Here is a 22217-nt window from a genome sequence, read left to right on the forward strand (position 1 = left end):
GTGCCCCATCGGCCTGGGAGGCCTGTTCGACCACTGCCGCTGCTTGATCGACTACGGGCCGGGGAACTCGAGGACCCTGTCCGCGCAGCACTCGGGCGTGCCTCACCCTGAGCACCGCCATCCCGCTGAGCACAGTCGCCCCCTGCCCCTCAGGCGAATCCCGGCCCGGCCACCCTTATGTGTGAAGTGGGCGGTCTCGACGTTGTCCGGCATAGAGAGGATACCTAGCTTCAGTCACCGGAGGTGACGTGCCGATGACAGCCTGTGCCATCGAGACCGCCAACGGAGCTGTGGGGAGTACGGGGTTCACGATCACTGCGGACGGGACCTACGCGGCCCGGCTGGCCGGGGACGGCGAGGCCCTGTTCCCGGAGCGGTGGACGCTCGACGGACCCGAGCCGTATGCGGTGCCACTGCCGCTCGGCCAGCCGGAGGAGCGCGACGCCGAGGTGCTGCCGCTGACCGACGGGCGGGTGCTGATCCGGCGGCGGGTGGCGGGCACGCATGCCTTCTCGCTGCTGTATCCGACGGGGCCCGGGACGGGTGAACTGCCGCTCGGCTGGATCGAGTCGGCGGAGCTCACGCTGCTGCCGCCGTCGCCGGACGGCGTGTCCGCCTACGCCCTGGCACCCGGCGCGGAGTCCACCGCGGTCTGGCTGGTGGCGGGCGGCGCGTTCGGACCCGAGCTGGTCGCCGAGGTGCCGGGGCGCTGCTCGGGCGGGGTCTGGCTGGACCGTACGGGGCGGATGCTCGCCCTGGACCGGCAGTGGGACGACGGCCCGGTCAAGGCCGTGGCGGTCGACCTGGAGCGGGGCGGGGAGGTGACGCCGCTGCTGCAGATCACCGAGGAGAGCGACGACCGGCTGCTGCTGGCGGAGCCGGACAGCGGGCTGCTGCTGATCCGCTCGAACGCACCGGGCCACGGCCGGCTCGGCTGGGGGGTGCTGGGAAGTCTGCGGCCGGTGCGCTTCCCGGAATGCCTGCGGCTCGCGGACTGCGCGGTGACGCCGTTCGCCGTGCAGCCCGGACAGGCGCTGATGCCGGAGAGCTGCGCGGTGGCGCTGCGGATCGACGGGGCGGCGGGGAGCTGGCTCGGCCTGTGGCGCCCTGCGGGGCGTCGGCTGCATCAACTTGCCGCGCCGGACGGGTGGTTGGCGGGTGCCGGGCTGTGGAGCCGGGAGGGGGTGCTGCAACTGCCGTACGCGACCGGGGCGGTGCCGTGCGGGGTGGCGCGGATCGACGGACCCACGGACACCTTCGTACCGGATGTGACCACGCAGCCCGAGGTGATCACAGAACCGGCACAAGCGGAATGCGCAGGTGGGGAACCGTCCGAGGGCGCCGGGACTCCTGTTGTGTGCAAGCCGGTTCCTTTGCAGCAGGCGCCTCTCACCGGGCGTACGGCCCCTGATTAAATTCTCGGGCCGGGCTGCTCAGCCGCACCGACCGGACGCCGGCGGTGACGGGGTTCATGGGTGTGGGCGGGGGCCCTGCGAACACGTAATTCAGCGATCACGACGGGGTGACTTCCCACATGTCTCAAGCCCGAACCGACACGACCCAGGAGCGTCCGCACGGTGCGGCCGCCGTCCAGGCCGAGGCCGGCGGCGCCGGAAAGCACCGGGGTGGTGCGGCCACGACGGAGGACTCCGCGACTCCGGCGCACGGGCGGCACCGCCGGCCCGGGGAGGTAGGCAGCGCGGTCTGACGCGGACACCTGGGGCTCCGCCCCGGACCGCGCTCCTCGATCGCCGGAGGGGCTGAACCCGAGCCCGTCCGGCGATCGAGGACAAGCCGGTGACCGGGCCGTCCGGCCACCGGACGGCCCCGGTCACCGGACAGCCCCGGCCACCGGACGGCCCCGGTCACCCGTGCTTGAGGCCCAGCACTTCCGCCGCCGCGAATGTCTCGTTCGGCGGCCGGTCCGCATAGTGCGGGGTGAGCAGCCCGTCCAGCTCGTCGTAGCTGAACGCCTCCTTGGACGTGTCGAACTTCGCGGCCACCCTGGGCCGTTCGACGATCGCCACCATTCCGCCGTGCACAACGAGCAGTTGGCCGTTGACCTTCGCCGCTGCCGGAGAAACCAGATATCCCACCAGCGGGGCGACATGTTCCGGCGCCAGCGGGTCGAGCCCGCCGTCCACCGGTTCCGCGAAGCCCGCGAAGACGTCCTCCGTCATACGGGTCCTGGCGCGCGGGCAGATCACATTGGCCGTCACTCCGTACTTGCCCAGCGCCAGCGCCGTGGACGTGGTGAGGCCGACGATGCCGCCCTTCGCCGCCGCGTAGTTCGGCTGGCCCGCGGAGCCGGCGAGAAACGCCTCCGACGACGTGTTGACGATCCGGCCGTAGACCGGACCGCCCGCGGTCTTGGAGCGCTCGCGCCAGTGGACCGCCGCGAAGTGGGTCGTGTTGAAGTGGCCCTTGAGGTGGACCCGTATGACCGAGTCCCACTCCTCCTCGCTCATGGAGAAGACCATCCGGTCGCGCAGGATGCCCGCGTTGTTGACCAGGATGTCGAGCTTTCCGTAGCGGGAGACGGCCAGTTGGACGAGCTCGCGGGCCTGCGCGAAGTCGGAGACGTCCCCCTGGTGGGCCACGGCGGAGCCGCCCGCCGCCCGGATCTCGGCGGCGACCTCCTCGGCCGGTGCGGCCGAGGTCTCTCCGGAGCCGTCGCGGCCCGGCAGGCCGAAGTCGTTGACGACGACGCTCGCGCCGAGCCCGGCCAGTTCCAGCGCTTCCGCGCGGCCGAGACCGCGGCCCGCCCCGGTGACGATCGCGGACAGGCCGTCGAGTGGCAGAGACATCCGGTTCCTCTCAGATTTCGATGCAGGTACGCAGCGCCTCGCCCGTACGCATCTGGGCCAGCGCGTCATTGATCTCCGCGAGCTGCACCCGGTGGGTGATCAGCCCTTCGAGGTCGATCCGGCCCGCCCGCCACAGGGCGATGGCCCGCTCGTACGAGGTGAGTACGTCCCCGCCCCCGTACATGGACGGCAGGATCCGCTTCTCGTCGAAGAACAGCTCGAACATATTGAGCTGGAGGAAGTCGTCCATGGCGCCCGCGCCGACGATGCACAGGGTGCCGCCGCGCCGGGTCGTCTCGTACGCGGTGCGGGCCGTCGCCGACTTGCCGACGACCTCGAAGACGTAGTCGAAGCCCTCGCCGGCGGTGATGCGCTGCTTGGCATCGGCCAGCTCGTCGGGCGAAACGGCCTCGGTGGCACCGAAGGTGAGGGCGGCCGCACGTCGGCTCGCGACCGGGTCGACGGCGACGATCTGCGCTGCGCCCTTGAGCCTGGCGCCTTGGATCGCGGAGATGCCGACGCCGCCGCAGCCGATGACGGCGACCGAGGAACCCACCGCCACATCCGCGGTGTTGACGGCCGCGCCGAGACCCGTGGTCACTCCGCAGCCGATCAGCGCGGCGATGTCGAACGGCACATCGTCGGGGATCGGTACGGCGCAGCCGGCGTCGACGACGACCTCCTCGGCGAAGGTGCCGGTGCCCGCGAAGCCGAACACGTCGGAAGGACTTGCGCCGGCACGCTTGAAGTTGGGCGTGCCCGCGTTCATGAAGCCGGCGAGACAGAGCTGGGTCTGGCCGCGCTTGCAGGCGGGACAGACACCGCACGCGGGCAGCCAGCACAGCAGCACCCGGTCGCCCTGCTTGACGCCGTTCACACCGTCGCCGACGTCGATGATCTCGCCGGCGCCCTCGTGGCCCGGGACGAAGGGCGCCGGCTGCGGCAGCACGCCGTTCATCGCGGAGACGTCGGAGTGGCACAGTCCGGTGGCCCGGACCCGGATCTTGACCTTTCCGGGTCCGAAGCCCACCGCCTCGATGTCGTCGAGGACTTCGAGCTTGTCCTGCCCTGTCTCGTGCAGTACGGCTGCGCGCACGGTGCGGCTCCCCTCAGGAGTAATCGATTCAGGAGTGATCGGCTCAGGTGATCGGCTCAGGTGATCGGCTCAGGTGATCGGCTCAGGAGTGATCGACGATGGTGTCGGCGAGGACCGGCGCGTCGTCCCTCTCGACGGCCGTGACCGACACCTGGACGCGGGCTGTGCCCTCGGCGCAGCTCCACATCCTGATGCGCAGGGTCTCGCCGGGAAAGACCACCCCGGCGAAGCGTGTGGTGTACGAGCGGATGCGGGTGACGTCCCCGCCGAGCATCGTGTCGACGACCGCCTTGAGTGTCATGCCGTACGAGCAGAGCCCGTGCAGGATCGGCCGGTCGAAGCCGGCGAGCTTGGCGAACTCGGGGTCGGCGTGCAGCGGGTTGAAGTCGCCGGAGAGCCGGTAGAGCAGCGCCTGGTCCTCGCGGATGGTGCGCTCCACGGTCCTGTCCGGGGCGCGGGCGGGGAGTTCGATGCGCCGGGAGGGGCCGCGGTCGCCGCCGAAGCCGCCCTCTCCGCGTACGAAGATCTGGGCGTCGCTGGTCCACAGCGGGCCCTCGTCGTCGGCCGCCTCGGAGCGCAGGACGAGGATCGCGGCCTTGCCCTTGTCGTGGACCGCCGCGATCCGGGAGGTCGAGACGGCCCTGCCTTGGACCGGGATCGGGCGGTGGACCTCGACGGACTGTCCGCCGTGCAGTACGGATGCCAGGTTGATGTCGAGACCGGGTCCGGTGAGCCCGCCGATGACGCCTTTGCCCGCGCCGGCGACGGTGGCGAAGCTGGGCAGCACATGCAGCTTCGACTCGAGGGTGTAGCGCAGTTCGTCGGGGTCGGTGGCGGGGCCCGGACTGCCTTGGAAGGAGCCCGCGCCGAGGCCGAGGTGGTAGAGCAGGACGTCCTTGTGGTCCCAGCCGATCTCGGCGCTGCGGGGTTCGGCGGCGACGGCCTTGGCGGCATCAATGGGCATGAGGATGCTGCTCCTTGAGGAGTGGAAGACCTCGGCGCGGCCGTCCGCACCGTCGGCCGCACCGAGGTCGTACGGGACCGGCCCCGACACCCGTTCTAGAACGCGTTCTAGGCCGATGGCCCCTATGTATAACGCAGGCCCCAACACTTGTGAAGACTGCTGACGCCATGTCAGAAGTGCGGCCCACCCAGGACATTTGTCACTGCCGAGTCCGTACATGCGCATCTGCCGGGACCCTGTGCCCGCTCCGTAGCGTGATCCACATGACGCAGACGCAGTGGCAGACAACAGACAGCGAGGCGGCGGTGAGCTTCGCGGGGGCGGCCAAGGTCTTCGGCGAGGTGCGCGCCGTCGACGGCATCGACCTCGACATCCGGCGCGGCGAGACGGTCGCCCTGCTCGGCCGCAACGGCGCCGGCAAGTCCACCGCCATCAGCCTGATGCTCGGCCTGAACGACCCGGACGCCGGCCGGGTCCGGCTCTTCGGCCGCGCCCCCGAGCACGCGGTCACCGCCGGCCGCGTCGGCGCGATGCTCCAGGACGGCCGCCCGATCCCCCGGGTGACCGTGCGCGAAGTGGTCACCTTCGTGGCCGCCACCTACCCGCGGCCGCTGCCCGTCGCCGAGGCGCTGGAGCTGGCCGGGCTCACCGAGCTCGCGGACCGCCGCGCCGACCGGCTCTCCGGCGGCCAGGTCCAGCGCGTCCGCTTCGCCGTCGCGCTGGCCGGCAACCCGGAGCTGATCATCCTCGACGAGCCGACCGCGGCACTCGACGTCGAGGCACGGCACGCCTTCTGGAAATCGATGCGCGGCTATGCCGAGCGCGGCAACACCGTGCTCTTCTCCACCCACTACCTGGAGGAGGCCGATGACAACGCCGACCGGATCGTCGTCGTCGACCACGGCCGGATCGTGGCCGACGGCACGAGCGAGCAGCTCAAGCGCTCGGCCGGCGGCAATCTCGTCTCCTTCGACCTGGCGGGCCGGAGCACCGAAGGGCTCACCCTGCTCCCCGGCGTCGTCTCCGTGGAGGTACGGGGCGACCGTGCCCGGCTGCGTACGGACGACTCCGACGCGACGGTCGTCGCACTCGCCGAACTCGGCGCGATCCGTGGCCTCGAAGTCGCCCCGGTCTCGCTCGAAGACGCCTTCCTCGCCCTCACCTCGGCCTCGCCCGAACTGGAGACAGCCCGATGATCATCGCCTACCTCAAGCTGGAAGTACGCCGCACGCTGCGCGACACCGGATTCGTCGTCTTCGGTATCGGGATGCCGGTGATGATGTACCTGCTCTTCACCAACCTCGGCGAGAACGCCTCCGAGTGGAAGACCGCCTCCATGGTCGGCATGGCGGCATACGGAGCACTCGGCGCGGCCCTGTCCACCGGCGGAGGGGTGGCCGAGGACAAGGCACTCGGCTGGCTGCGGCAGCTGCGGATCACGCCGATGAGCCCGCGCCAGGTCGTCACCGGCCGCGCGCTCACCGGCTCGGTGACCGTGCTGCCCGCGATTGTCGCCGTCCTCGCGGCCGGCGGTCTGCTCAACGGCGTACGGCTGGATGCCTGGCAGTGGGTGGCACTCAGCGTGCTGCTCTGGCTCGGCGCACTCCCCTTCACGCTGCTGGGGCTCGGCAACGGCTACCGGCTCTCCGCGCAGACGACGGGCGTGGTGAACATGGCCTGCAATCTGGGGCTCGCGGTCGTCGGCGGACTGTGGTTCCCGGTGGACTTGTTCCCCGGCTGGCTGCGCTCGCTGTCGCAGTACACCCCGGCCAACCGCTTCGCGGACCTGGGCTGGTCGACGACACTGGGCCATGCGCCCGGCCTCACCACGGTGACGGTGCTGCTGGGCTGGCTGCTGGTGTTCGGCTCGTACGCGGTGATCTCATACCGTCGGGCCGCGAGGACGGCATGACGGGAGCGACGATGCGCGGGAAGAGCGACTGGAACGCCGGGTACACCGCGCGGATGGACGCCTGGAAGGCCGACCGGTGCGGGCAGAAGGCCGAATGGCGGACTCGCAGGAAGTCCGGGCAGCGAGGGGCCGAGGAGATGGGTCCGCCCAACGGCTTCGCGATGCTGCCGTGGCTGCTGATGGGGATGGGTGCCTTCTCCAACCTCCTCCAGGGCAAGACCCCCAACCCCTGGATCGGCGGCATCGGTCTGCTGGTCTTCAACTCCCTCTACATCTCCGTGGTGTTCCGCGCCTTCCAGAAGGAGGCGCGGGAGGCGCCCTCCACCCGCTGGCTGCTGGTGGCGATGACCGCGGTCACCTGTGGGCTGGCCATCGGGTACGGCGGGAGTTGGCTGCTCTTCTTCCCGCTCCTCGGCCTGGCCGTCGGCTCGGTCGTACGGGGGCGGCGGCTCGGCCCCACCGTGCTGGGGCTCAGCGCCCTGGCCGGGGTGATCGCCGGGGTGCGGGACGGCTGGGGTGCGGTCAACGTCGCCTACGGGACGTTCATCTCCGGCATGGTGACCGCCGCGATCCTCGCCCTGTCCGAGACCGTGCGGGAACTCCGGGACACCCGGCAGGAGCTGGCCCGTACCGCAGTCGAGAAGGAACGGCTGCGCTTCTCCCGCGATCTGCACGACCTGCTCGGCCACACGCTGTCGGTGATCGTGGTCAAGTCGGAGGCCGCGCGCCGCCTCGCCCCGCGCGACATGGACGCCGCGATCATCCAGATCACGGACATCGAGTCGGTGGGCCGCCAGGCCCTCACCGAGATACGCGAGGCGGTGACCGGCTACCGCGAGGGCAGCCTCGCCACCGAACTGGACCGGGCCCGCTCGGCGCTGACGGCGGCCGGCATCGAGCCGGTGGTCCGCCAGTCGGGCCCACCGCTGGAGCCGCAGACCGCCGCGCTGCTGGGCTGGGTGGTCCGCGAGGCGGTGACCAATGCGATACGCCACAGCGGCGCGGCCCACTGCGAGATCACTCTGGAGGGCGCCCCGGACCGGGTCCGCCTCACGATCACCGACGACGGCCGCGGGTCCCCCGTCGACGATGCCGTCCCCACCCTCGGCGGCACGGGCCTGAAGGGCCTGACGGAACGCCTCTCGGCCTCGGGCGGCTCCTTGGCGGCGGGCCCGTCGCCGCGGGGCGGCTTCCGGGTCCGGGCGGAACTCCCCGTGGACGCACCGCAGGAGCAGCAGCGCGAACAGCAGCAGGAACGGCAGGCGGAACCGGAACAGCGGGCGGAACCGGCACAGGTCGAATGAGCGCTGGTCGGACATACCCTTACGCCGTGGAAGAGATGCCCGGGAATCACCGGCCCGCCAAGTCCGTACGCGTCCTCCTCGCCGAGGACCAGGGCATGATGCGCGGCGCACTCGCACTGCTGCTGGGGCTCGAGGAGGACATCGAGGTGGTGTCGCAGGTCGGCCGTGGCGACGCCATCGTCGATGCCGCGCTCGCCTCGCGGCCCGACGTGGCGCTGCTGGACATCGAACTGCCGGGGCGCAGCGGCCTCGACGCGGCAGCCGATCTGCGGGAGGAGGTTCCCGACTGCCGGGTGCTGATCCTCACCACCTTCGGCCGGCCCGGCTATCTGCGCCGGGCGATGGAGGCCGGGGCCGCCGGATTCCTGGTCAAGGACGGGCCCGTCGAAGAGCTGGCCGCGGCGATCCGGCGGGTGCTGACCGGGGAGACCGTGATCGACCCGGCGCTGGCCGCGGCGGCGCTGAGTGCGGGGCCGAGTCCGCTCACCGCGCGTGAACGGGATGCGCTGAACGCCTCGGTGGACGGAGCGACGGTCTCCGACATAGCGGCGGCCCTGCATCTGTCCGAGTCGACCGTACGGAACTATCTGTCGTCCGCGATCGGCAAGACGGGCACGCGCAACCGCATGGAGGCGGTACGGGCGGCACGCCGGCAGGGCTGGCTGTAACCGGGGGCTCCGCCCCCGGACCCCCCGCGCCTCAATCGCCGGCGGGGCTTGAATGTGCCCGCCGCGGCAGCCAAAACAGCATCAGCACCGCCGCCGCCACCAGCACCCCCGTCCCCGTACGGAACGCCAGCGCATAACCGGCCGTCAGCGCCTCCGGGTTGGTGCCGCCCGCCGTGCGCGCCGCCGCGACCGTGGACAGAACGGCCAGGCCCAGCGCGCCGCCCATCGTGCGCGAGGTGTTGATCAGCCCCGAGACCAGGCCCGCGTCGCCCGGTGCCGCGCCCGATGTGGCGAGCGAGGCGAGCGGCGTCGCGGCGAGTCCGACGCCGACCATCATCAGGATGCCGGGGCCGAGGATCGAGGTGAGATACGTGCCGTCGGCGGTCATCGTGGACTGCCAGCCGAATCCGGTCGCGGCGACCAGCGCGCCGATGACGGCGACGTTCCTGGCGCCGGCCTTCGCCATCAGCCGGGGTGCGAGCTTCGAGCCGACGATGACGCTCAGCGAGCTGGGGATGAGTGCCAGGCCCGCCCGGAACGGCGTGTAGTCCAGCACATTCTGCGCGTACACCGTCATGAAGAACCACATCGCGAAGGACGCCGAACCGCAGACCAGCATGGCCACATTCGCCGCGGAGACCGCCCGCGACCGGAACACCTTCAGCGGCATCAGCGGCGCCCCGGTCCGCGCCTCCACCGCCACGAAGACCCCGAGCACCGCAAGCCCGCAGAGCAGCGGCAGCAGCGTGGCGGGCGCGGTCCAGCCCGACTCCTCGGTCTGCACGATGCCGTAGGCGACCGCCGCGAGGCCGCCTGTGACCAGCACCGCGCCCGGCAGGTCGAGCCGGCGGCCGTCGCCCGCCCGGCTCTCGGTGAGCCAGATCGCCGCGCCCACCAGCACCAGCGCGCCGACCGGCACATTGATCAGCAATACCCAGCGCCAGGACAGCAGATCGGTGAGGGCGCCGCCGACGAGCCCGCCGGCCGCGCCGCCCGCCGCGCCCACCGCCGACCAGGTGCCGATCGCCCGGGTCCGCGCGGGACCCGGCGGCACGGCCGCCGTCAGGATGGTGAGGGTCGCCGGAGCGAGCACGGCCGCACCGAGGCCCTGTACCGCACGGGCGGCGAGCAGCTGCCAGCCCTCCTGTGCGAGCCCGCCCGCGACGGACGCGGCGGTGAACAGACCGAGCCCGACGAGGAACATCCGCTTGCGGCCGAAAATGTCCGCGGCCCGGCCACCGAGCAGCATGAAGCCGGCGAAGGCGATGGAGTACGCGTTGAGGACCCACTGCAGGCCGGTCGTGGAGAGCCCGAGGTCGGCGCGCATCGAGGGGAGCGCGACATTGACCACGGACACGTCGAGGACGACGAGGAACTGGCCGGCGCACGCGGCGAGAATCACCGCCCAGGTACGCGAGGACCGGGCGGCGGATGCCGGTATGAGGGACTGCTCGACGTCTGATGGGGCTTGGGCCATGACGGTCATGGTCGCAGCCGCCCGGCGGTCCGTACATCGGGAAATCGATGTACGGACCGGGGGCCCGCCGGACCTAGGACCTTCGCAGCAGTGTGACCACCGCGGCCCCGCCGAGCCCGATGTTGTGCGCGAGCCCGACCCGCGCCCCGTCCACCTGCCGCGCACCCGCCTCGCCCCTCAGCTGCCAGACCAGCTCGGCCACTTGGGCCAGTCCGGTGGCGCCCAGCGGATGTCCCTTGGAGATCAGGCCGCCCGACGGGTTGACCACCCATCGTCCGCCGTAGGTCGTCGCCCCGCTCTCCACCAGCTTTCCGGACTCGCCGTCCGCGCACATGCCCAGCGCCTCGTAGGTGAGCAGCTCATTGATGGAGAAGCAGTCGTGCAGCTCCACGACGTCGACGTCCTCGATGCCGAGCCCGGCGCTCCCGAAGACCTGCTGACCGGCCGCGCGGGACATCGGCTTGCCGACGACGTCGATGCAGGAGCCGGACGCGAAGGATTCGCCGGTGTCGGTGGTCATCGACTGGGCCGTGATCTCCACTGCCTTGTCGTGGAGGCCGTGCTGGACGACGAAGCGCTCGGAGACGACGACCGCCGCGGCCGAACCGTCGGATGTCGGCGAGCACTGCAGCTTGGTCAGCGGCCGGTGGATCGTCTTAGCGGCGAGGATCTCGTCGACCGAATAGACGTCCTGGAACTGGGCGTTGGGGTTGGCCGCCGAGTGCTTGTGGTTCTTGGCGCCGACGGCGGCGAGCTGCGCCTCGGTGGTGCCGTACCGCTCCATGTGCTCGCGGGCGGCGTTGCCGAAGATCTGGGCGGTGGGCGGGGACATCTCGAAGCCGTGCCCGGCCGCCATGACGCCGTAGTGCCGGGCGACCGGCGACGTCCCGCCCCCGACACCGGCGGTTCCGCCGCGGGCTCCGCCGTCGGTGCCCGCTCCCAGAGCGCCGCGGGCCATCTTCTCGAAGCCGAGCGCGAGTACGCAGTCGCTGACGCCGCCCTCGACGAACTGCCGTGCCATCATCAGCGCCGTCGACGCGGTCGCGCAGTTGTTGTTGACGTTGTAGACGGGGATGCCGGTCAGGCCGAGTTCGTACGCGGCCCGCTGGCCCGCCGTCGATGCCTGGAAGCAGTAGCCGACGGGGACCTGCTCCACCTGCTCGTAGGCGATCCCGGCGTCGGCGAGAGCCCGCGAGCCGGCCTCCTTCGCCATGTCCCAGTACTGCCAGTCCCTCGACTCGGGCTTCTCGAACTTCGTCATCCCGACGCCGACGATGTAGCTCTTCACGTCCTACTCCTTCAGTCCCGCGGGAGGCCGAGGATCCGCTCGGCGATGACATTGAGCTGGACCTGCGTGGTGCCGCCCGCGATCGTCAGACAGCGCGACATCAGCAGCCCGTGCACCGCCCGCTCCCCGGCCCCTTCACGCAATGCGCCCTCGGGTCCGAGCAGTTCGACGGCGAGCTCGGCGGTCTTCTGCTGGTGCGTGGTCTGAACGAGCTTGCGTACGGACGCCCCGGCGCCCGGGTCGAGGCCTGACACCTGCCGCATGGTGGTCCGCAGGCCGATGCAGGCGAGAGCGTGCGCCTCGGCGGCGAGCGACCCGATCCGGGCACGGCAGGCGCCGTCGAGGCCGGAGGCCCGCGCGAGCAGCGCTTCGAGCCCGGTGTCGAAGGTCAGCTGGTCGGCCATGTGGACGCGTTCGTTGCCGAGGGTGTTGCGGGCGACCTTCCAGCCGTCGTCGACCTGCCCGACCACGGCGTCGTGCGGGAGCAGCGCCCCGTCGAAGTACACCTCGTTGAAGAGCGACTCCCCGGTGATCTCCTTGAGCGGCCGGATGTCGATCCCCTCGGTGTTCTTCATGTCCACGAGGAAGTACGTCAGCCCTTTGTGCTTGGGAGCATCCGGGTCGGTACGGGCGAGCAGTATCCCGTGGTCGGCCCACTGGGCGGCGCTCGTCCACACCTTCTGTCCGGTGATCCGCCAGCCGTCCGCCGTCTTCTCGGCCCTGGTGCGCAGGCTCGCCAGATCCGATCCCGCTCCGGGCTCGCTGAACAGCTGGCACCAGAGCACATCGCCGCGCAGCGTCGGCAGCAGAAAGCGTTCCTTCTGCTCCTCGGTTCCGTACGCGAGGAGCGAGGGCACCACCCAGGTCGCGATGCCCAGCCCGCTCAGCTCGATCCCGGCGTGCGTCAACTCCTGTTGTACGGCGAGCTGTTGGACAGGACCCGCGCCGAGGCCGTACGGCTCGGGCAGATGCGGCGCGGCGTAGCCGGTGGCGGCGAGCACGCGGCGGGCGGCGGCCGGTTCGAGGCCGCGTGCCGCCGCGACGGCCTCGCGGGCCCGCTCCCGGTACGTCTGCGCCTCGGCGGGCAGCTCCAGCCTGAGCTCGCGCCGCGCCCCGCCGGCGGCGAGCCGTACGGCCCGCAGCCGGTGGCTGTCGCCCGCCCCCAGCAGCTGCCGTACGACGAGAGCCCGCCGCAGATACAGATGCGCGTCGTGCTCCCAGGTGAACCCGATCCCGCCGAGTACCTGGATGCAGTCCTTGGCGCAGGAGTACGCGGCGTCAAGGGCGGCCCCGGCTGCGAGCGAGGCCACCAGGCCGCGTATGCCCGGGCTCTGGTCCACCGCGCGTGCCGCGTCCCACGTCAGCGCCCTCGCCTGCTCGACGCGCACCAGCATGTCGGCGCAGAGATGCTTGATCGCCTGGAACCGCCCGATGGGCCGTCCGAACTGCTCACGGACCTTCGCGTACTCGGCCGCCGTGTGCAGGGCCCAGGCGGCGGTGCCGCAGGCTTCGGCCGCGTACAGCACGGCGGCGAGGTCCCGTACGAGAGCGGTGTCGATCTCCAGTACACGGTCCCGGGGCACGGTCACGCCGTGCGCGGTGACCTCGGCGGTGGGCCGGGTCGGGTCGGCGCTCTCGTGCACTCGGACGGTGAGCGCATCCGCGTCCACCGCGAGCCAGCCCGTCGGGGTTTCGAGTACGAGCAGATCGGCGTGCCCTGCGCCGAGGACGGGCGGGGCGGTGCCGTCGAGCCGGTGGCCGTCCTGAGTACGGGTGGCGGTGAGCGCCCCGGGACCGAGCGCGACGGCCGCGATGCGCTCCCCTCGCGCGAGTGTCCCCGCCAGATCGGCTCTGCCCGCGCGGGCCAATACGGCGGAGGCGAGCACGCACGGCAGGTACGGCCCCGGCAGCGCCGCGCGCCCCGTTTCCTCCAGGACGGCGGCAAGGTCGAGGATGGTCCCGCCCCCGCCCCCGTGCTCCTCGGCAAGATGCACGCCGAGCAGCCCTTGTTCGGTGGCGCCGTCCCAGTAGCCGGGCCGTCCCCCGGCCCCGGCGCCGGTCGCGTCGAGCTGCTTTCGTACGGCCTCGGGCGGCACGGCGCGCCCCAGCCAGCTGCGGACGGACCGGGCCAACTCCCGCTGCTCCTGCGTGATTCCGATGCCCATGGGCGGCAGACTAGAACACGTTCCAATCTGACGGTAGGTCAGATCGGCACACTCCACGGAATCCCGTCCGATCGTTGCGATCGGGCAGGATTCCACTCGCGCCCGGCGCGCCGCGCCGTACAGGGATTCGGATGAGGTAAGCAAAAGGAACATAAGTGACACATCGCCACTTATGTTCCATCAATTATCGTAGGAGACGCAGAATGCGCCCTTCCAAGGCCCTGGGGCCGGTCGCGGTCACCGCTCTGGCCGCCGTCCTCGCCTGCGCACCGTTTGCACAGGCCGACACCCCCGACCTCGACGCGAGCCTCAGTGGCGATGGCGGCAAAGTCATCAAGCTGGTCGCCGTCCCCACACAGTCGGCCTACCTCCCCCTGGGCGTCCTGGGCGACTCGGCGCCCCTTGGCGACGAGTACGTCTTCGCCGATGAGCTCTTCCACGACGGCACATCGGTCGGCAGCGACGGCGTCGTCTGCACCGTGTTCAGCACTACTCCGGACCTGGCGCAGTGCGAGGCCACCCTCCACCTGCCCAAGGGTGACATCACCCTCCAGGGGATCGCTCCCTTGACCGAGGACTTCCCCAGCAAGTTCACGTTCGCGATCACGGGTGGCACCGGCTCCTACCACAACGCACGCGGATACCTGGATGGCGTCAATGTCAGCCAGACGCAGACCGACCTCACGCTCCACCTCTCCAAGTGATGTCCGGGGCGGCGGCGACCTCGCAGGTCGCCCCCGCCTTCGCGGCCTTCGGAGGCAGGACGATGTGGTTCGAGTGCGACGTGTGAGGCACGATGGGCGGCCGGACACCCCGCACGACCAGGAGGAACCATGGCCGCCGCCCCCAAGCCGGAGACCCTCGCCGCCTTCGAGGCGGCCAAGGGCTTCATGCCCGTGGCCGAGGGCCTCGCCCTCTACGCGGCCGCCGCCGAGGCCGGGGCGCTCGGACTGCCGCTGCTCGAGGTGGGCACCTACTGCGGGCGCTCGACCATCCTGCTCGCCGACGCCGCCCGTGAGGCGGGGACGACGGCGATCACGGTCGACCACCACCGGGGCAGCGAGGAGCAGCAGCCGGGCTGGGAGTACCACGACCCGACCGTGGTCGACCCGGAGGTCGGCGAGATGGACACGCTGCCAACCTTCCGCCGCACCCTGCACAAGGCCGGTCTCGAGGACCACGTCATCGCCGTCGTCGGCCGCTCCCCGCAGGTCGCGAAGGTCTGGGGCACACCCCTCGGCCTGGTCTTCATCGACGGCGGCCACACCGACGAGCACGCGGGCGGCGACTACGAGGGCTGGGCGCCGCATGTCGCCGACGGCGGCCTCCTCGTCATCCACGACGTCTTCCCCGACCCGGTCGACGAGTGGACCGGCCAGGCCCCGTACCGCGTCTACCTCCGGGCACTCGCGTCCGGCGCGTTCACCGAGGTCTCGGTGACCGACTCGCTGCGCGTCCTGCGGCGTACCGGAACGGGGATCTGAGCCGCCGGGCTAGCATCGCGAGGGTGTCGTACGACGAGAACCAGCCCTCCGTGCCGCCGCGCCGCTCCGGTCGCGGCAATCTCACGATCGTGATTGCCGCGCTGGTGCCGACCGCGCTGGCGGGGTGGCTCGCCTGGCAGGCAATGAGCGGCCCGGACGAGAACGAGCCGCCGAGGGCGTTGCCGAGCGGGTCGACCGCCGCGGGCAAGCCCGCCCCGCCGGCCTCTCCGTCACCGTCCGCCACCTCTGCCACCGCCTCGCCGTCACCGTCGAAGGGGAGGGCCGGTGCGTCGGGGCCGCTCGTCGGCAGGGTCGTGGTCGTCGACCCGGGGCACAACCCCGGCAATTTCCAGCACACGAGCGAAATCAACAAACTCGTGGATATCGGAACCAACCGCAAGGAATGCGACACGACGGGCACGTCCACCAACGCCGGTTACACCGAGGCCGAATTCAGCCTCGATGTTTCACAACGTCTTCGCACACTGCTCGAGAAGCAGGGCGCAACGGTGAAATTCACCCACACCGACGACCGGCCGTTCGGCCCCTGTGTGGATGAACGGGCGCGCATCGGAAACAAGGCCAAGGCCGATGCGGTGATCTCCATCCACGCCGACGGCTCGGCCGTCGGCAACCGCGGCTTCCATGTGATCCTTCCCGCCCTGGTCAAGGGGGGTGCGGCGGACACCGCGACCATCGTCGGCCCCTCGCGCGACCTCGGCGAGCGGATCGCCGGAAAGTTCGTACGCGCGACCGGCAGCGCGCCCTCCAACTATGTGGGCGACGGGACGGGGTTGGACGTACGCGAGGATCTCGGCGGCCTCAACCTGTCCACAGTGCCCAAGGTGTTCATCGAATGCGGCAATATGCGCGACCCGAAGGATGCCGCTCTGCTGACAAGTTCCAGCTGGCGGCAGAAAGCGGCGCAGGGAATGGCTGACGGCATCAGCAGCTACCTCGAACGGTAACTCCCATACCCGGCAGACGGCCGGATCGGGCAGACGATAGATTCAGCTCTACGATGGGGAGTCACCCCCGAGCTCCGCGCCGTGCCACCGCCGCACCGGCGGCAGCGACGACCGCCCCGATGACACGACCGACGAAGGACTTTTACGTGAACATCCGCTCCCTCACTCGAGGCGATGGCGTGGTGATCGGAGCAGCGGTGTTGCTGTTCATCGCCTCGTTCCTCGACACGTTCGACTGCTCCGGCAGCAACTGCGACGGCGTGCCGAACGCCTGGGACAACGGGTCCCTGCTCCTGGGTGTCTACTTGGCCGGCATCATCGGCGCCGCTCTGATCGTCATCTCGCGCGGGCTGCCGCAGCCGCCGAAGGTCATCGGGCTCGACCTCGGCCAGCTCGGCGTCGCCCTGACCGTCTTCACGGCCTGGAGCGCGCTCGGCGCGATCTTCGACCCGGCGGGCTCCCTGGACGTCGGCGGCAGTGTCGACGCCGGCATCGGCCTCATCCTCGGCTTCATCGCCACGCTCGTCCTGGCCGCCGGCGCGGTCTGCTCGCTCATCGTCCCGGCCTTCAAGGCCCCGCTCCTCGGCGCCCCGAAGCCGGTCGCGCAGCCGTACGGCGCGCAGCCCGGTATGGCCGGCGGCTACGGCTACCCGGGTGCCCAGCAGCAGCCCTACGGCGCACAGCCCGGCCAGCCGGGTCAGCCCCAGCCGTACGGCGCCCAGCCGCAGCCGGGTCAGCAGCAGCCGGCCCCGGCCGCGCCGCAGAACGCCGGTGGCGCCGCGGACTTCACGCCGTTCTGGTTCGCGGTGCCGGTGGCCCGCCCGCTGTACGGCGAGGACGGTTCGCCGACCCCGATCGCCGAGCTCGCGCCCGGCACCTGGTACCTCGCGGTCGAGCAGCGCGGTCCCGGCCTGGTGGCCCAGACGCAGGACGGCCGTCGTGGCGTGCTGCAGGACACCGCGGGCATCCAGCGCGGCTGACGCGAACAGCGATCCGCAGAGCGGCCCCTCGCCCTTCCGGGCGGTGGGCCGTTGGCGTACTCTGACGCACCGTCAGAAACGTGGCGCTGGAGGGGGACACGGCATGCGACTCGGACTCGCTCTCGGCTACTGGGGCCGCGGCCCGGACCCCGCCCATCTCGATCTCGCGCGCGAGGCCGAGCACCTCGGCTACGACTCCGTATGGACGGCGGAGGCCTGGGGTTCCGACGCCTTCACCCCGCTGACCTGGATCGCCGCGCACACCTCCCGCATCCGACTCGGCACGGCGGTGGCGCAGATGGCCGCCCGCACCCCCACCGCCACCGCGATGCACGCGCTCACCCTGGACCATCTCTCCGGCGGCCGGATGATGCTCGGACTCGGCCTGTCGGGGCCGCAGGTGGTGGAGGGCTGGTACGGCCGTCCGTTCCCGAAGAGCCCGCTGACGGCGACCCGCGAGTACGTCGATGTGATCCGCCAAGTGCTCAGGCGGGAGGCCCCTGTTGAACTGGCGGGCCGCTTCCACTCCCATCCGTACCGAGGAGAGGACGCCACCGGTATCGGCAAAGCGCTCAAGCCGATCACGCATCCGCTGCGCGCCGGGCTGCCGCTCCTGCTGGGCGCGGAGGGTCCGAAGAACATCGCCCAAACGACGCGCATCGCCGACGGCTGGCTGCCGCTGTACTGGTCGCCGATGCGTACGGACGTCTACGAGGCCTCGCTCGGCAGCCTGTCCGACGGGTTCATGATCGCGCCGATGGCCCGCGCCAAGGTCTGTACCGATGTGGCGGAAGGACTGCTGCCGGTGAAGGCGATGCTCGGCTTCTACATCGGCGGTATGGGCCACGCGGCACGGAACTTCCACGCCGATCTGATGGCCCGGATGGGGTTCGAGTCCGAAGCCCGGCATATCCAGCAGCTGTTCGCCGACGGCCGCCGCGAGGACGCGGTCTTGGCGGTGCCCGACGCCTTCGCCGACGAGATCTCGCTGGTCGGGCCGCGCGAACGGATCGCGGAACGCCTGGAGCTGTGGCGCAAGGGCCCGGTCACGGACCTGCTGGTGACCGCTCCGGACCCGCACACTTTGCGCGTCCTTGCGGAGCTGAACTCCTAGGCTCGCTCGCCCGGTTGGGAGGCGTACGGCAGCTCCGTCCCGAGCCTGTTGTACGCCGAGGGTTTCACACGCTCACAAGCGGTAACCCGATGCCCATGAGTCCTCGTCATCACAACGGAACGAATCAGGCCGCAGCGGTCATCATGATCGTTGCCGATGTCATGGCCGTCATCCTCGGCCTCTGGATCCTGATGTACCTGCTGGACGCCAACCGCGCCAACGACTTGGTGAGCTTCATCCAGGACGCCGCGCACTGGCTCGCCGGCTGGTCCTACGACCTGTTCACCTTCGACGACGCCTGGGCGCGCGTCGTCGCCGGCTACGGCCTGGCGGCGGTGGTGTACCTCTTCATCGGCCACGCGGTGGCGGGCCGGCTGCGGAGGTACTAGCCGGTGACCGGGGGAGCCTTCCCCTACCCGCCCCTTCCCGAACCGGGGGTTCCGCCCCCGGACCCCCGCGCCTCAATCGCCGGCGGGGCTGGAAAATCCAGCCCGTCCGGCGATTGAGGACACGCCCGAAGGGCGTACGGGGGCCCGGGGCGGAGCCCCAGCCGGCAGGGCCTAGCAGCACTCCGGCGCGAGCCCCCGCGGTAGTCGCTCCCCGCCGAACACCGCAACCGTCGCCTCGTCTCCCCCGAGCGCGGCCACCGCCAACAGCAGCGAACCCGCCGTCCAGGCGGTGAGTTCCTCCGGCCACACGGCCCGCTCGCCCTCGAAGACGTACCCCGTCCAGTACATGCCGCCCTCGGCGCGCAGATGCTGGATGGACTGAAGGATCTCCAGCGCCCGGTCGGACTCGCCCATCACCCACAGCGCCAGGGCGAGTTCGCAGCTCTCACCGCCGGTCACCCACGGGTTGGGCAGCACGCACCGTACTCCGAGGCCCGGTACGACGAAGTCGTCCCAGCCGTCCTCGATACGGGACTTGGCCTCCGCACCCGTCAGCGCACCGCCGAGGACCGGGTAGTACCAGTCCATCGAGTAGCGGCTCTTGTCGAGAAAACGCTCCGGGTGCCGGCGGATCGCATGCGCGAGCGCGCCCGCCGCCAGCTCCCAGTCGGGCTGCGGCTCTTCGCGCTCCTCGGCGATCGCCAGCGCGCAGCGCAGCGCCTGGTGGACCGACGAACTGCCGGTCAGCAGCGCGTCGTTGACCGCCGTGCCATCCGCCTCCCGCTTCCAGCCGATCTGGCCGCCGGGCTGCTGCAGCGCCAGTACGAACTCGATCGCGGCGTAGACGGCCGGCCACATCCGGTCGAGGAACCCCTCGTCGCCCGTGGCCAGGAAGTGGTGCCAGACGCCGACGGCGATGTAGGCGCAGAAGTTGCTCTCACGGCCCCGGTCGGTGGGCCGGTCCGCCTCGCCGTCGTGATACGCGGCGTACCAGGAGCCGTCCTCGTTCTGATGCCGTATCAGCCACTCGTACGCGCGGGCCGCGGCCTCGTGCTCGCCCGCCGCGTCCAGCGCCATGGCCGCCTCGGTGTGGTCCCACGGGTCGAGGTGATGCCCCCGGAACCACGGGATCGCGCCGTCCTCGCGCTGCACGGCGAGTATCCCGGCAACGGTCTCGAGGGCTTCCTCCGCGGTGAGGACCCCGGGCAGGACCAGGTGTTCCGTACGGCCGGGGCCGCGCTTGGGCACAGTCACTTGGCGGCCACTGCGGGCAGGTGCGGCTTGGTCGCGTACGCCACGAAACTCTTGCCGATCAGCGGGTTGAGCGCCTGCTCGGCGAGCCGTGTGGCCAGCGGCTTCTTCATGATGTCCCAGACCAGCAGCTGGTGGTACGCCTTGACCGGCAGAGCCTTGTCGTTGTCGACGCCGAAGGCGCACTTGAGCCACCAGTACGGCGAGTGCAGCGCGTGTGCGTGGTGCGTGCCGTACGGCTTGAGGCCGGCTTCCTTCATCTTGCCGAGCAGTTCATCGGCCTTGTAGATGCGGATATGGCCGCCCTCGACCTCGTGGTACGCGTCGCTCAGCGCCCAGCAGATCTTCTCTGGGCCGTAGCGCGGCACGGTGACGGCGATCCGTCCGCCGGGCTTCAGCACCCGCACCATCTCGGCGAGCACGCCCTTGTCGTCCGGGATGTGCTCCATGACCTCGGAGATGATCACGACGTCGAAGGACTCGTCGGGGAACGGCAGATTGAGCGCGTCGCCCTCCATGGCGGTGGCGGTGGCGCCCTCCGGCGCCTCCCCGGCCTCCTTCATCGCGGCGAACCACTTCGCGACCTCGCGGATCTCCTCGCCGTTCTGGTCGAGGGCCACGACCTGCGCACCGCGCCGGTAGCACTCGAACGCGTGCCGGCCTGCACCGCAGCCCAGATCGAGCACGCGGTCGCCCGCGGCGAGCGGGAAGCGGGAGAAGTCGACGGTCAGCACGTAGACCTGCTTTCGCGGTCGGAGGTTCCAGTACGCGGGTCCGCAGTGCGGTCCGGATTCGTGGGCCTGCGGCCCACACATATGGCCGCGGAGCGGCCGGGGTACGGGGCTGTGGAGCGGGCCGATGCCTGTGGCACGGAGCGCCGGGGATGCCGGGAGCCGGTACGGGTCCGGACACACCGCGCCTGGTGGAGACGGGTCACCGGGCGGCCCCCAGCGCCGCGGAGCGGGGCGAGCGCGTCGCGATCGCCTCGCGGTAGTGCTCGGCCGTACCGATCGCCGCCTGCCGCCAGGTGAACCGCGCCAGCACGCGCTCCCGGCCCGCCGCCCCCAGCCGTACGCGCAGCGCCTCGTCGCCGAGCAGCCGGCCCAGCGCTGCGGCGAGCGCACCCGCGTCGCCCGGCGGCACCGCCAGGCAGGTCTCCCCGTCCGGGCCCGTGACCTCCGGGATCGCACCGCCGGTCGTGGCGACCAGCGGCGTGCCTGTCGCCATCGCCTCCGCCGCGGGCAGCGAGAAGCCCTCGTACAGCGACGGCACACACGCGATCTGCGCGCTGCGCACCAGGTCGACCAGCTCGGCGTCGGAGATGCCCTTGACGAACTCGACGGCGTCCTGGAGGCCGTACCGCTCGATCAGCTGTGCGACGGGACCGTCCTCCGCGCGCTTGCCGACGACGACGAGATGCGCGGCGGGATGCTCCGTACGGAGCTTCCCCAGCGCCTCGACAAGATGGACGAGGCCCTTGAGCGGGACGTCCGCGCTGGACGTGGTGACGATCCGGCCGGGGACCTCCGCGACCGCCGGGTTCGGCGAGAAGAGGTCGGTGTCGGCCCCGATGTGGACGACATGGACGCGGCCGGCCCGCACGCCGAGGTGATCAACGATCTCCTGCTGCGAGGAGCCGGAAACGGTGAGCACCGACGGCAGTCGGCGCGCGACCCGCTTCTGCATCCGCGTGAAGCCGTACCAGCGGCGTACGGACGCGCGCCTGCGCCAGTCGCCCGCGGCGTCCAGGTCCAGCTGCCGGTCGACGGTGATCGGGTGGTGGATGGTGGTGACCAGCGGTGCGCCGAGGTCGGCGAGCAGCCCGTACCCGAGCGTCTGGTTGTCGTGGATGACGTCGAACTCACCGCGCCGAGCGGCCAGATGGCGCCGGGCACGCAGCGAGAAGGTCAGCGGCTCCGGGAAGCCGCCGGTCCACATGGTCGCGACCTCGAGCGCGTCGATCCAGTCGCGGTACTCGCCGCGCTTCGGCGTACGGAACGGGTCCGGGCTCCGGTACAGATCGAGGCTGCCCAGCTCGGTGAGCGGCACGCCTTCGTCGAGTACGGGATAGGGCTGTGCGCCGATCACCTCGACGCTGTGGCCGAGGCGGGCGAGCTCGCGCGAGAGGTGCCGTACATAGACGCCCTGGCCGCCGCAGAAGGGGTTGCCCTTGTAGGTGAGGAGCGCGATGCGCAGCGGCTCGTCACCGCCGCCGAACCTGCCCGGACGAGGGCCGGCCTCTATGGCCTCAGCGGTCACTCACGGCCCCCTTCTCACTGCGTTTTCGCCGGAGCGTAACCGCTCACGCTAATCTAGAACAAGTTTCAGACTTGATCGCTCAAGGAGCTTC

At 71.1% G+C, this 22217-nt stretch carries 21 protein-coding genes; 12 read left to right on the plus strand and 9 right to left on the minus strand.

Annotated features, from left to right (window positions below; translation table 11 throughout):
• Nucleotides 1–254 precede the first annotated feature (254 nt).
• On the plus strand, nt 255–1415 hold the full coding sequence (locus tag ACFWDI_RS09895; RefSeq protein WP_385302586.1) for a hypothetical protein: 1161 nt from the start codon (nt 255–257) through the stop codon (nt 1413–1415).
• Between the two features lie 119 nt (nt 1416–1534).
• A complete protein-coding gene (locus ACFWDI_RS09900) occupies nt 1535–1708 on the plus strand; it encodes a hypothetical protein (protein WP_327323263.1) in 174 nt (57 codons plus the stop codon).
• Nucleotides 1709–1865: 157 nt separating this feature from the next.
• Here the strand turns inward: ACFWDI_RS09900 and ACFWDI_RS09905 are convergent, their stop codons facing one another.
• The 3 genes from ACFWDI_RS09905 to ACFWDI_RS09915 all read right to left on the minus strand — a co-directional run bounded on the left by ACFWDI_RS09905 (nt 1866) and on the right by ACFWDI_RS09915 (nt 4867).
• A complete protein-coding gene (locus ACFWDI_RS09905; RefSeq protein ID WP_385302588.1) occupies nt 1866–2807 on the minus strand; it encodes a 3-oxoacyl-ACP reductase in 942 nt (313 codons plus the stop codon).
• 10 nt (nt 2808–2817) lie between these two features.
• Nucleotides 2818–3903: a Zn-dependent alcohol dehydrogenase gene (locus tag ACFWDI_RS09910; RefSeq protein ID WP_385302590.1), complete on the minus strand. Its 1086-nt coding sequence runs from the start codon at nt 3901–3903 to the stop codon at nt 2818–2820.
• 82 nt (nt 3904–3985) lie between these two features.
• The gene (locus ACFWDI_RS09915) at nt 3986–4867 is read right to left on the minus strand and encodes a MaoC/PaaZ C-terminal domain-containing protein (protein WP_385302592.1); all 882 of its coding nucleotides are present in this window, start codon (nt 4865–4867) and stop codon (nt 3986–3988) included.
• A gap of 263 nt (nt 4868–5130) precedes the next feature.
• Here ACFWDI_RS09915 and ACFWDI_RS09920 point away from each other — a divergent pair, with 263 nt between their 5' ends.
• Genes ACFWDI_RS09920 through ACFWDI_RS09935 form a run of 4 tightly spaced genes read left to right on the plus strand, consistent with a single transcriptional unit; the run spans nt 5131 to nt 8751 of the window.
• A complete protein-coding gene (locus ACFWDI_RS09920; protein ID WP_385302593.1) occupies nt 5131–6063 on the plus strand; it encodes an ATP-binding cassette domain-containing protein in 933 nt (310 codons plus the stop codon).
• A complete protein-coding gene (locus tag ACFWDI_RS09925; RefSeq protein ID WP_385302595.1) occupies nt 6060–6779 on the plus strand; it encodes an ABC transporter permease in 720 nt (239 codons plus the stop codon). The genes ACFWDI_RS09920 and ACFWDI_RS09925 overlap by 4 nt, the downstream gene beginning before the upstream one ends.
• Nucleotides 6776–8083 carry a sensor histidine kinase gene (locus tag ACFWDI_RS09930; protein ID WP_385302596.1) on the plus strand — a complete coding sequence of 436 codons (1308 nt, stop codon included), beginning with the start codon at nt 6776–6778 and terminating at the stop codon, nt 8081–8083. Before ACFWDI_RS09925 ends, ACFWDI_RS09930 begins: the two co-directional genes overlap by 4 nt.
• A 35-nt stretch (nt 8084–8118) precedes the next feature.
• Nucleotides 8119–8751, plus strand: coding sequence for a response regulator (locus ACFWDI_RS09935; RefSeq protein ID WP_385302888.1), 633 nt, complete (start codon nt 8119–8121; stop codon nt 8749–8751).
• Nucleotides 8752–8782: 31 nt separating this feature from the next.
• Here ACFWDI_RS09935 and ACFWDI_RS09940 read toward each other — a convergent pair whose 3' ends face one another.
• The 3 genes from ACFWDI_RS09940 to ACFWDI_RS09950 all read right to left on the minus strand — a co-directional run bounded on the left by ACFWDI_RS09940 (nt 8783) and on the right by ACFWDI_RS09950 (nt 13681).
• Complete coding sequence (locus tag ACFWDI_RS09940) at nt 8783–10228, minus strand: MFS transporter (RefSeq protein ID WP_385302597.1); 1446 nt, start codon at nt 10226–10228, stop codon at nt 8783–8785.
• A 73-nt stretch (nt 10229–10301) separates the two neighbouring features.
• Nucleotides 10302–11516, minus strand: a complete 1215-nt coding sequence (locus tag ACFWDI_RS09945) for a lipid-transfer protein (protein WP_385302599.1) — start codon at nt 11514–11516, stop codon at nt 10302–10304.
• An 11-nt stretch (nt 11517–11527) separates the two neighbouring features.
• Nucleotides 11528–13681, minus strand: coding sequence for an acyl-CoA dehydrogenase (locus ACFWDI_RS09950; protein ID WP_385302601.1), 2154 nt, complete (start codon nt 13679–13681; stop codon nt 11528–11530).
• 203 nt (nt 13682–13884) lie between these two features.
• Between ACFWDI_RS09950 and ACFWDI_RS09955 the strand changes: the two genes are divergently transcribed.
• The 6 genes from ACFWDI_RS09955 (at nt 13885) to ACFWDI_RS09980 (ending at nt 18616) form a co-directional block, all read left to right on the plus strand.
• On the plus strand, nt 13885–14385 hold the full coding sequence (locus ACFWDI_RS09955; protein ID WP_385302603.1) for a hypothetical protein: 501 nt from the start codon (nt 13885–13887) through the stop codon (nt 14383–14385).
• Nucleotides 14386–14514: 129 nt separating this feature from the next.
• Complete coding sequence (locus ACFWDI_RS09960) at nt 14515–15165, plus strand: class I SAM-dependent methyltransferase (protein WP_385302605.1); 651 nt, start codon at nt 14515–14517, stop codon at nt 15163–15165.
• 23 nt (nt 15166–15188) lie between these two features.
• Nucleotides 15189–16133, plus strand: a complete 945-nt coding sequence (locus ACFWDI_RS09965) for an N-acetylmuramoyl-L-alanine amidase (RefSeq protein WP_385302607.1) — start codon at nt 15189–15191, stop codon at nt 16131–16133.
• Between the two features lie 146 nt (nt 16134–16279).
• The gene (locus ACFWDI_RS09970) at nt 16280–17113 is read left to right on the plus strand and encodes a hypothetical protein (protein ID WP_385302608.1); all 834 of its coding nucleotides are present in this window, start codon (nt 16280–16282) and stop codon (nt 17111–17113) included.
• A gap of 103 nt (nt 17114–17216) precedes the next feature.
• Nucleotides 17217–18227, plus strand: a complete 1011-nt coding sequence (locus ACFWDI_RS09975) for an LLM class F420-dependent oxidoreductase (RefSeq protein ID WP_385302609.1) — start codon at nt 17217–17219, stop codon at nt 18225–18227.
• 95 nt (nt 18228–18322) lie between these two features.
• Nucleotides 18323–18616: a hypothetical protein gene (locus ACFWDI_RS09980; protein WP_327323274.1), complete on the plus strand. Its 294-nt coding sequence runs from the start codon at nt 18323–18325 to the stop codon at nt 18614–18616.
• A gap of 171 nt (nt 18617–18787) precedes the next feature.
• Here the strand turns inward: ACFWDI_RS09980 and ACFWDI_RS09985 are convergent, their stop codons facing one another.
• The 3 genes from ACFWDI_RS09985 to ACFWDI_RS09995 all read right to left on the minus strand — a co-directional run bounded on the left by ACFWDI_RS09985 (nt 18788) and on the right by ACFWDI_RS09995 (nt 22126).
• Complete coding sequence (locus ACFWDI_RS09985) at nt 18788–19870, minus strand: prenyltransferase/squalene oxidase repeat-containing protein (protein WP_385302611.1); 1083 nt, start codon at nt 19868–19870, stop codon at nt 18788–18790.
• Nucleotides 19867–20601 carry a class I SAM-dependent methyltransferase gene (locus tag ACFWDI_RS09990; RefSeq protein ID WP_385302613.1) on the minus strand — a complete coding sequence of 245 codons (735 nt, stop codon included), beginning with the start codon at nt 20599–20601 and terminating at the stop codon, nt 19867–19869. Before ACFWDI_RS09990 ends, ACFWDI_RS09985 begins: the two co-directional genes overlap by 4 nt.
• A gap of 199 nt (nt 20602–20800) precedes the next feature.
• Nucleotides 20801–22126 carry a glycosyltransferase family 4 protein gene (locus ACFWDI_RS09995; RefSeq protein WP_385302615.1) on the minus strand — a complete coding sequence of 442 codons (1326 nt, stop codon included), beginning with the start codon at nt 22124–22126 and terminating at the stop codon, nt 20801–20803.
• Nucleotides 22127–22217 lie beyond the last annotated feature (91 nt).

This window comes from Streptomyces sp. NPDC060064, from assembly GCF_042736455.1.
GTDB lineage: Bacteria > Actinomycetota > Actinomycetes > Streptomycetales > Streptomycetaceae > Streptomyces.

Excerpts from the sequence above, each read along its gene's own strand:
- ACFWDI_RS09920 (WP_385302593.1), top strand. The coding sequence starts at position 5,131 with ATGACGCAGACGCAGTGGCAGACAACAGACAGCGAGGCGGCGGTGAGC.
- ACFWDI_RS09960 (WP_385302605.1), top strand. The coding sequence starts at position 14,515 with ATGGCCGCCGCCCCCAAGCCGGAGACCCTCGCCGCCTTCGAGGCGGCC.
- ACFWDI_RS09955 (WP_385302603.1), top strand. The coding sequence starts at position 13,885 with ATGCGCCCTTCCAAGGCCCTGGGGCCGGTCGCGGTCACCGCTCTGGCC.
- ACFWDI_RS09900 (WP_327323263.1), top strand. The coding sequence starts at position 1,535 with ATGTCTCAAGCCCGAACCGACACGACCCAGGAGCGTCCGCACGGTGCG.
- ACFWDI_RS09915 (WP_385302592.1), bottom strand. The coding sequence starts at position 4,867 with ATGCCCATTGATGCCGCCAAGGCCGTCGCCGCCGAACCCCGCAGCGCC.
- ACFWDI_RS09940 (WP_385302597.1), bottom strand. The coding sequence starts at position 10,228 with ATGGCCCAAGCCCCATCAGACGTCGAGCAGTCCCTCATACCGGCATCC.
- ACFWDI_RS09930 (WP_385302596.1), top strand. The coding sequence starts at position 6,776 with ATGACGGGAGCGACGATGCGCGGGAAGAGCGACTGGAACGCCGGGTAC.
- ACFWDI_RS09950 (WP_385302601.1), bottom strand. The coding sequence starts at position 13,681 with ATGGGCATCGGAATCACGCAGGAGCAGCGGGAGTTGGCCCGGTCCGTC.
- ACFWDI_RS09935 (WP_385302888.1), top strand. The coding sequence starts at position 8,119 with ATGCCCGGGAATCACCGGCCCGCCAAGTCCGTACGCGTCCTCCTCGCC.
- ACFWDI_RS09925 (WP_385302595.1), top strand. The coding sequence starts at position 6,060 with ATGATCATCGCCTACCTCAAGCTGGAAGTACGCCGCACGCTGCGCGAC.
- ACFWDI_RS09895 (WP_385302586.1), top strand. The coding sequence starts at position 255 with ATGACAGCCTGTGCCATCGAGACCGCCAACGGAGCTGTGGGGAGTACG.
- ACFWDI_RS09980 (WP_327323274.1), top strand. The coding sequence starts at position 18,323 with ATGAGTCCTCGTCATCACAACGGAACGAATCAGGCCGCAGCGGTCATC.
- ACFWDI_RS09905 (WP_385302588.1), bottom strand. The coding sequence starts at position 2,807 with ATGTCTCTGCCACTCGACGGCCTGTCCGCGATCGTCACCGGGGCGGGC.
- ACFWDI_RS09975 (WP_385302609.1), top strand. The coding sequence starts at position 17,217 with ATGCGACTCGGACTCGCTCTCGGCTACTGGGGCCGCGGCCCGGACCCC.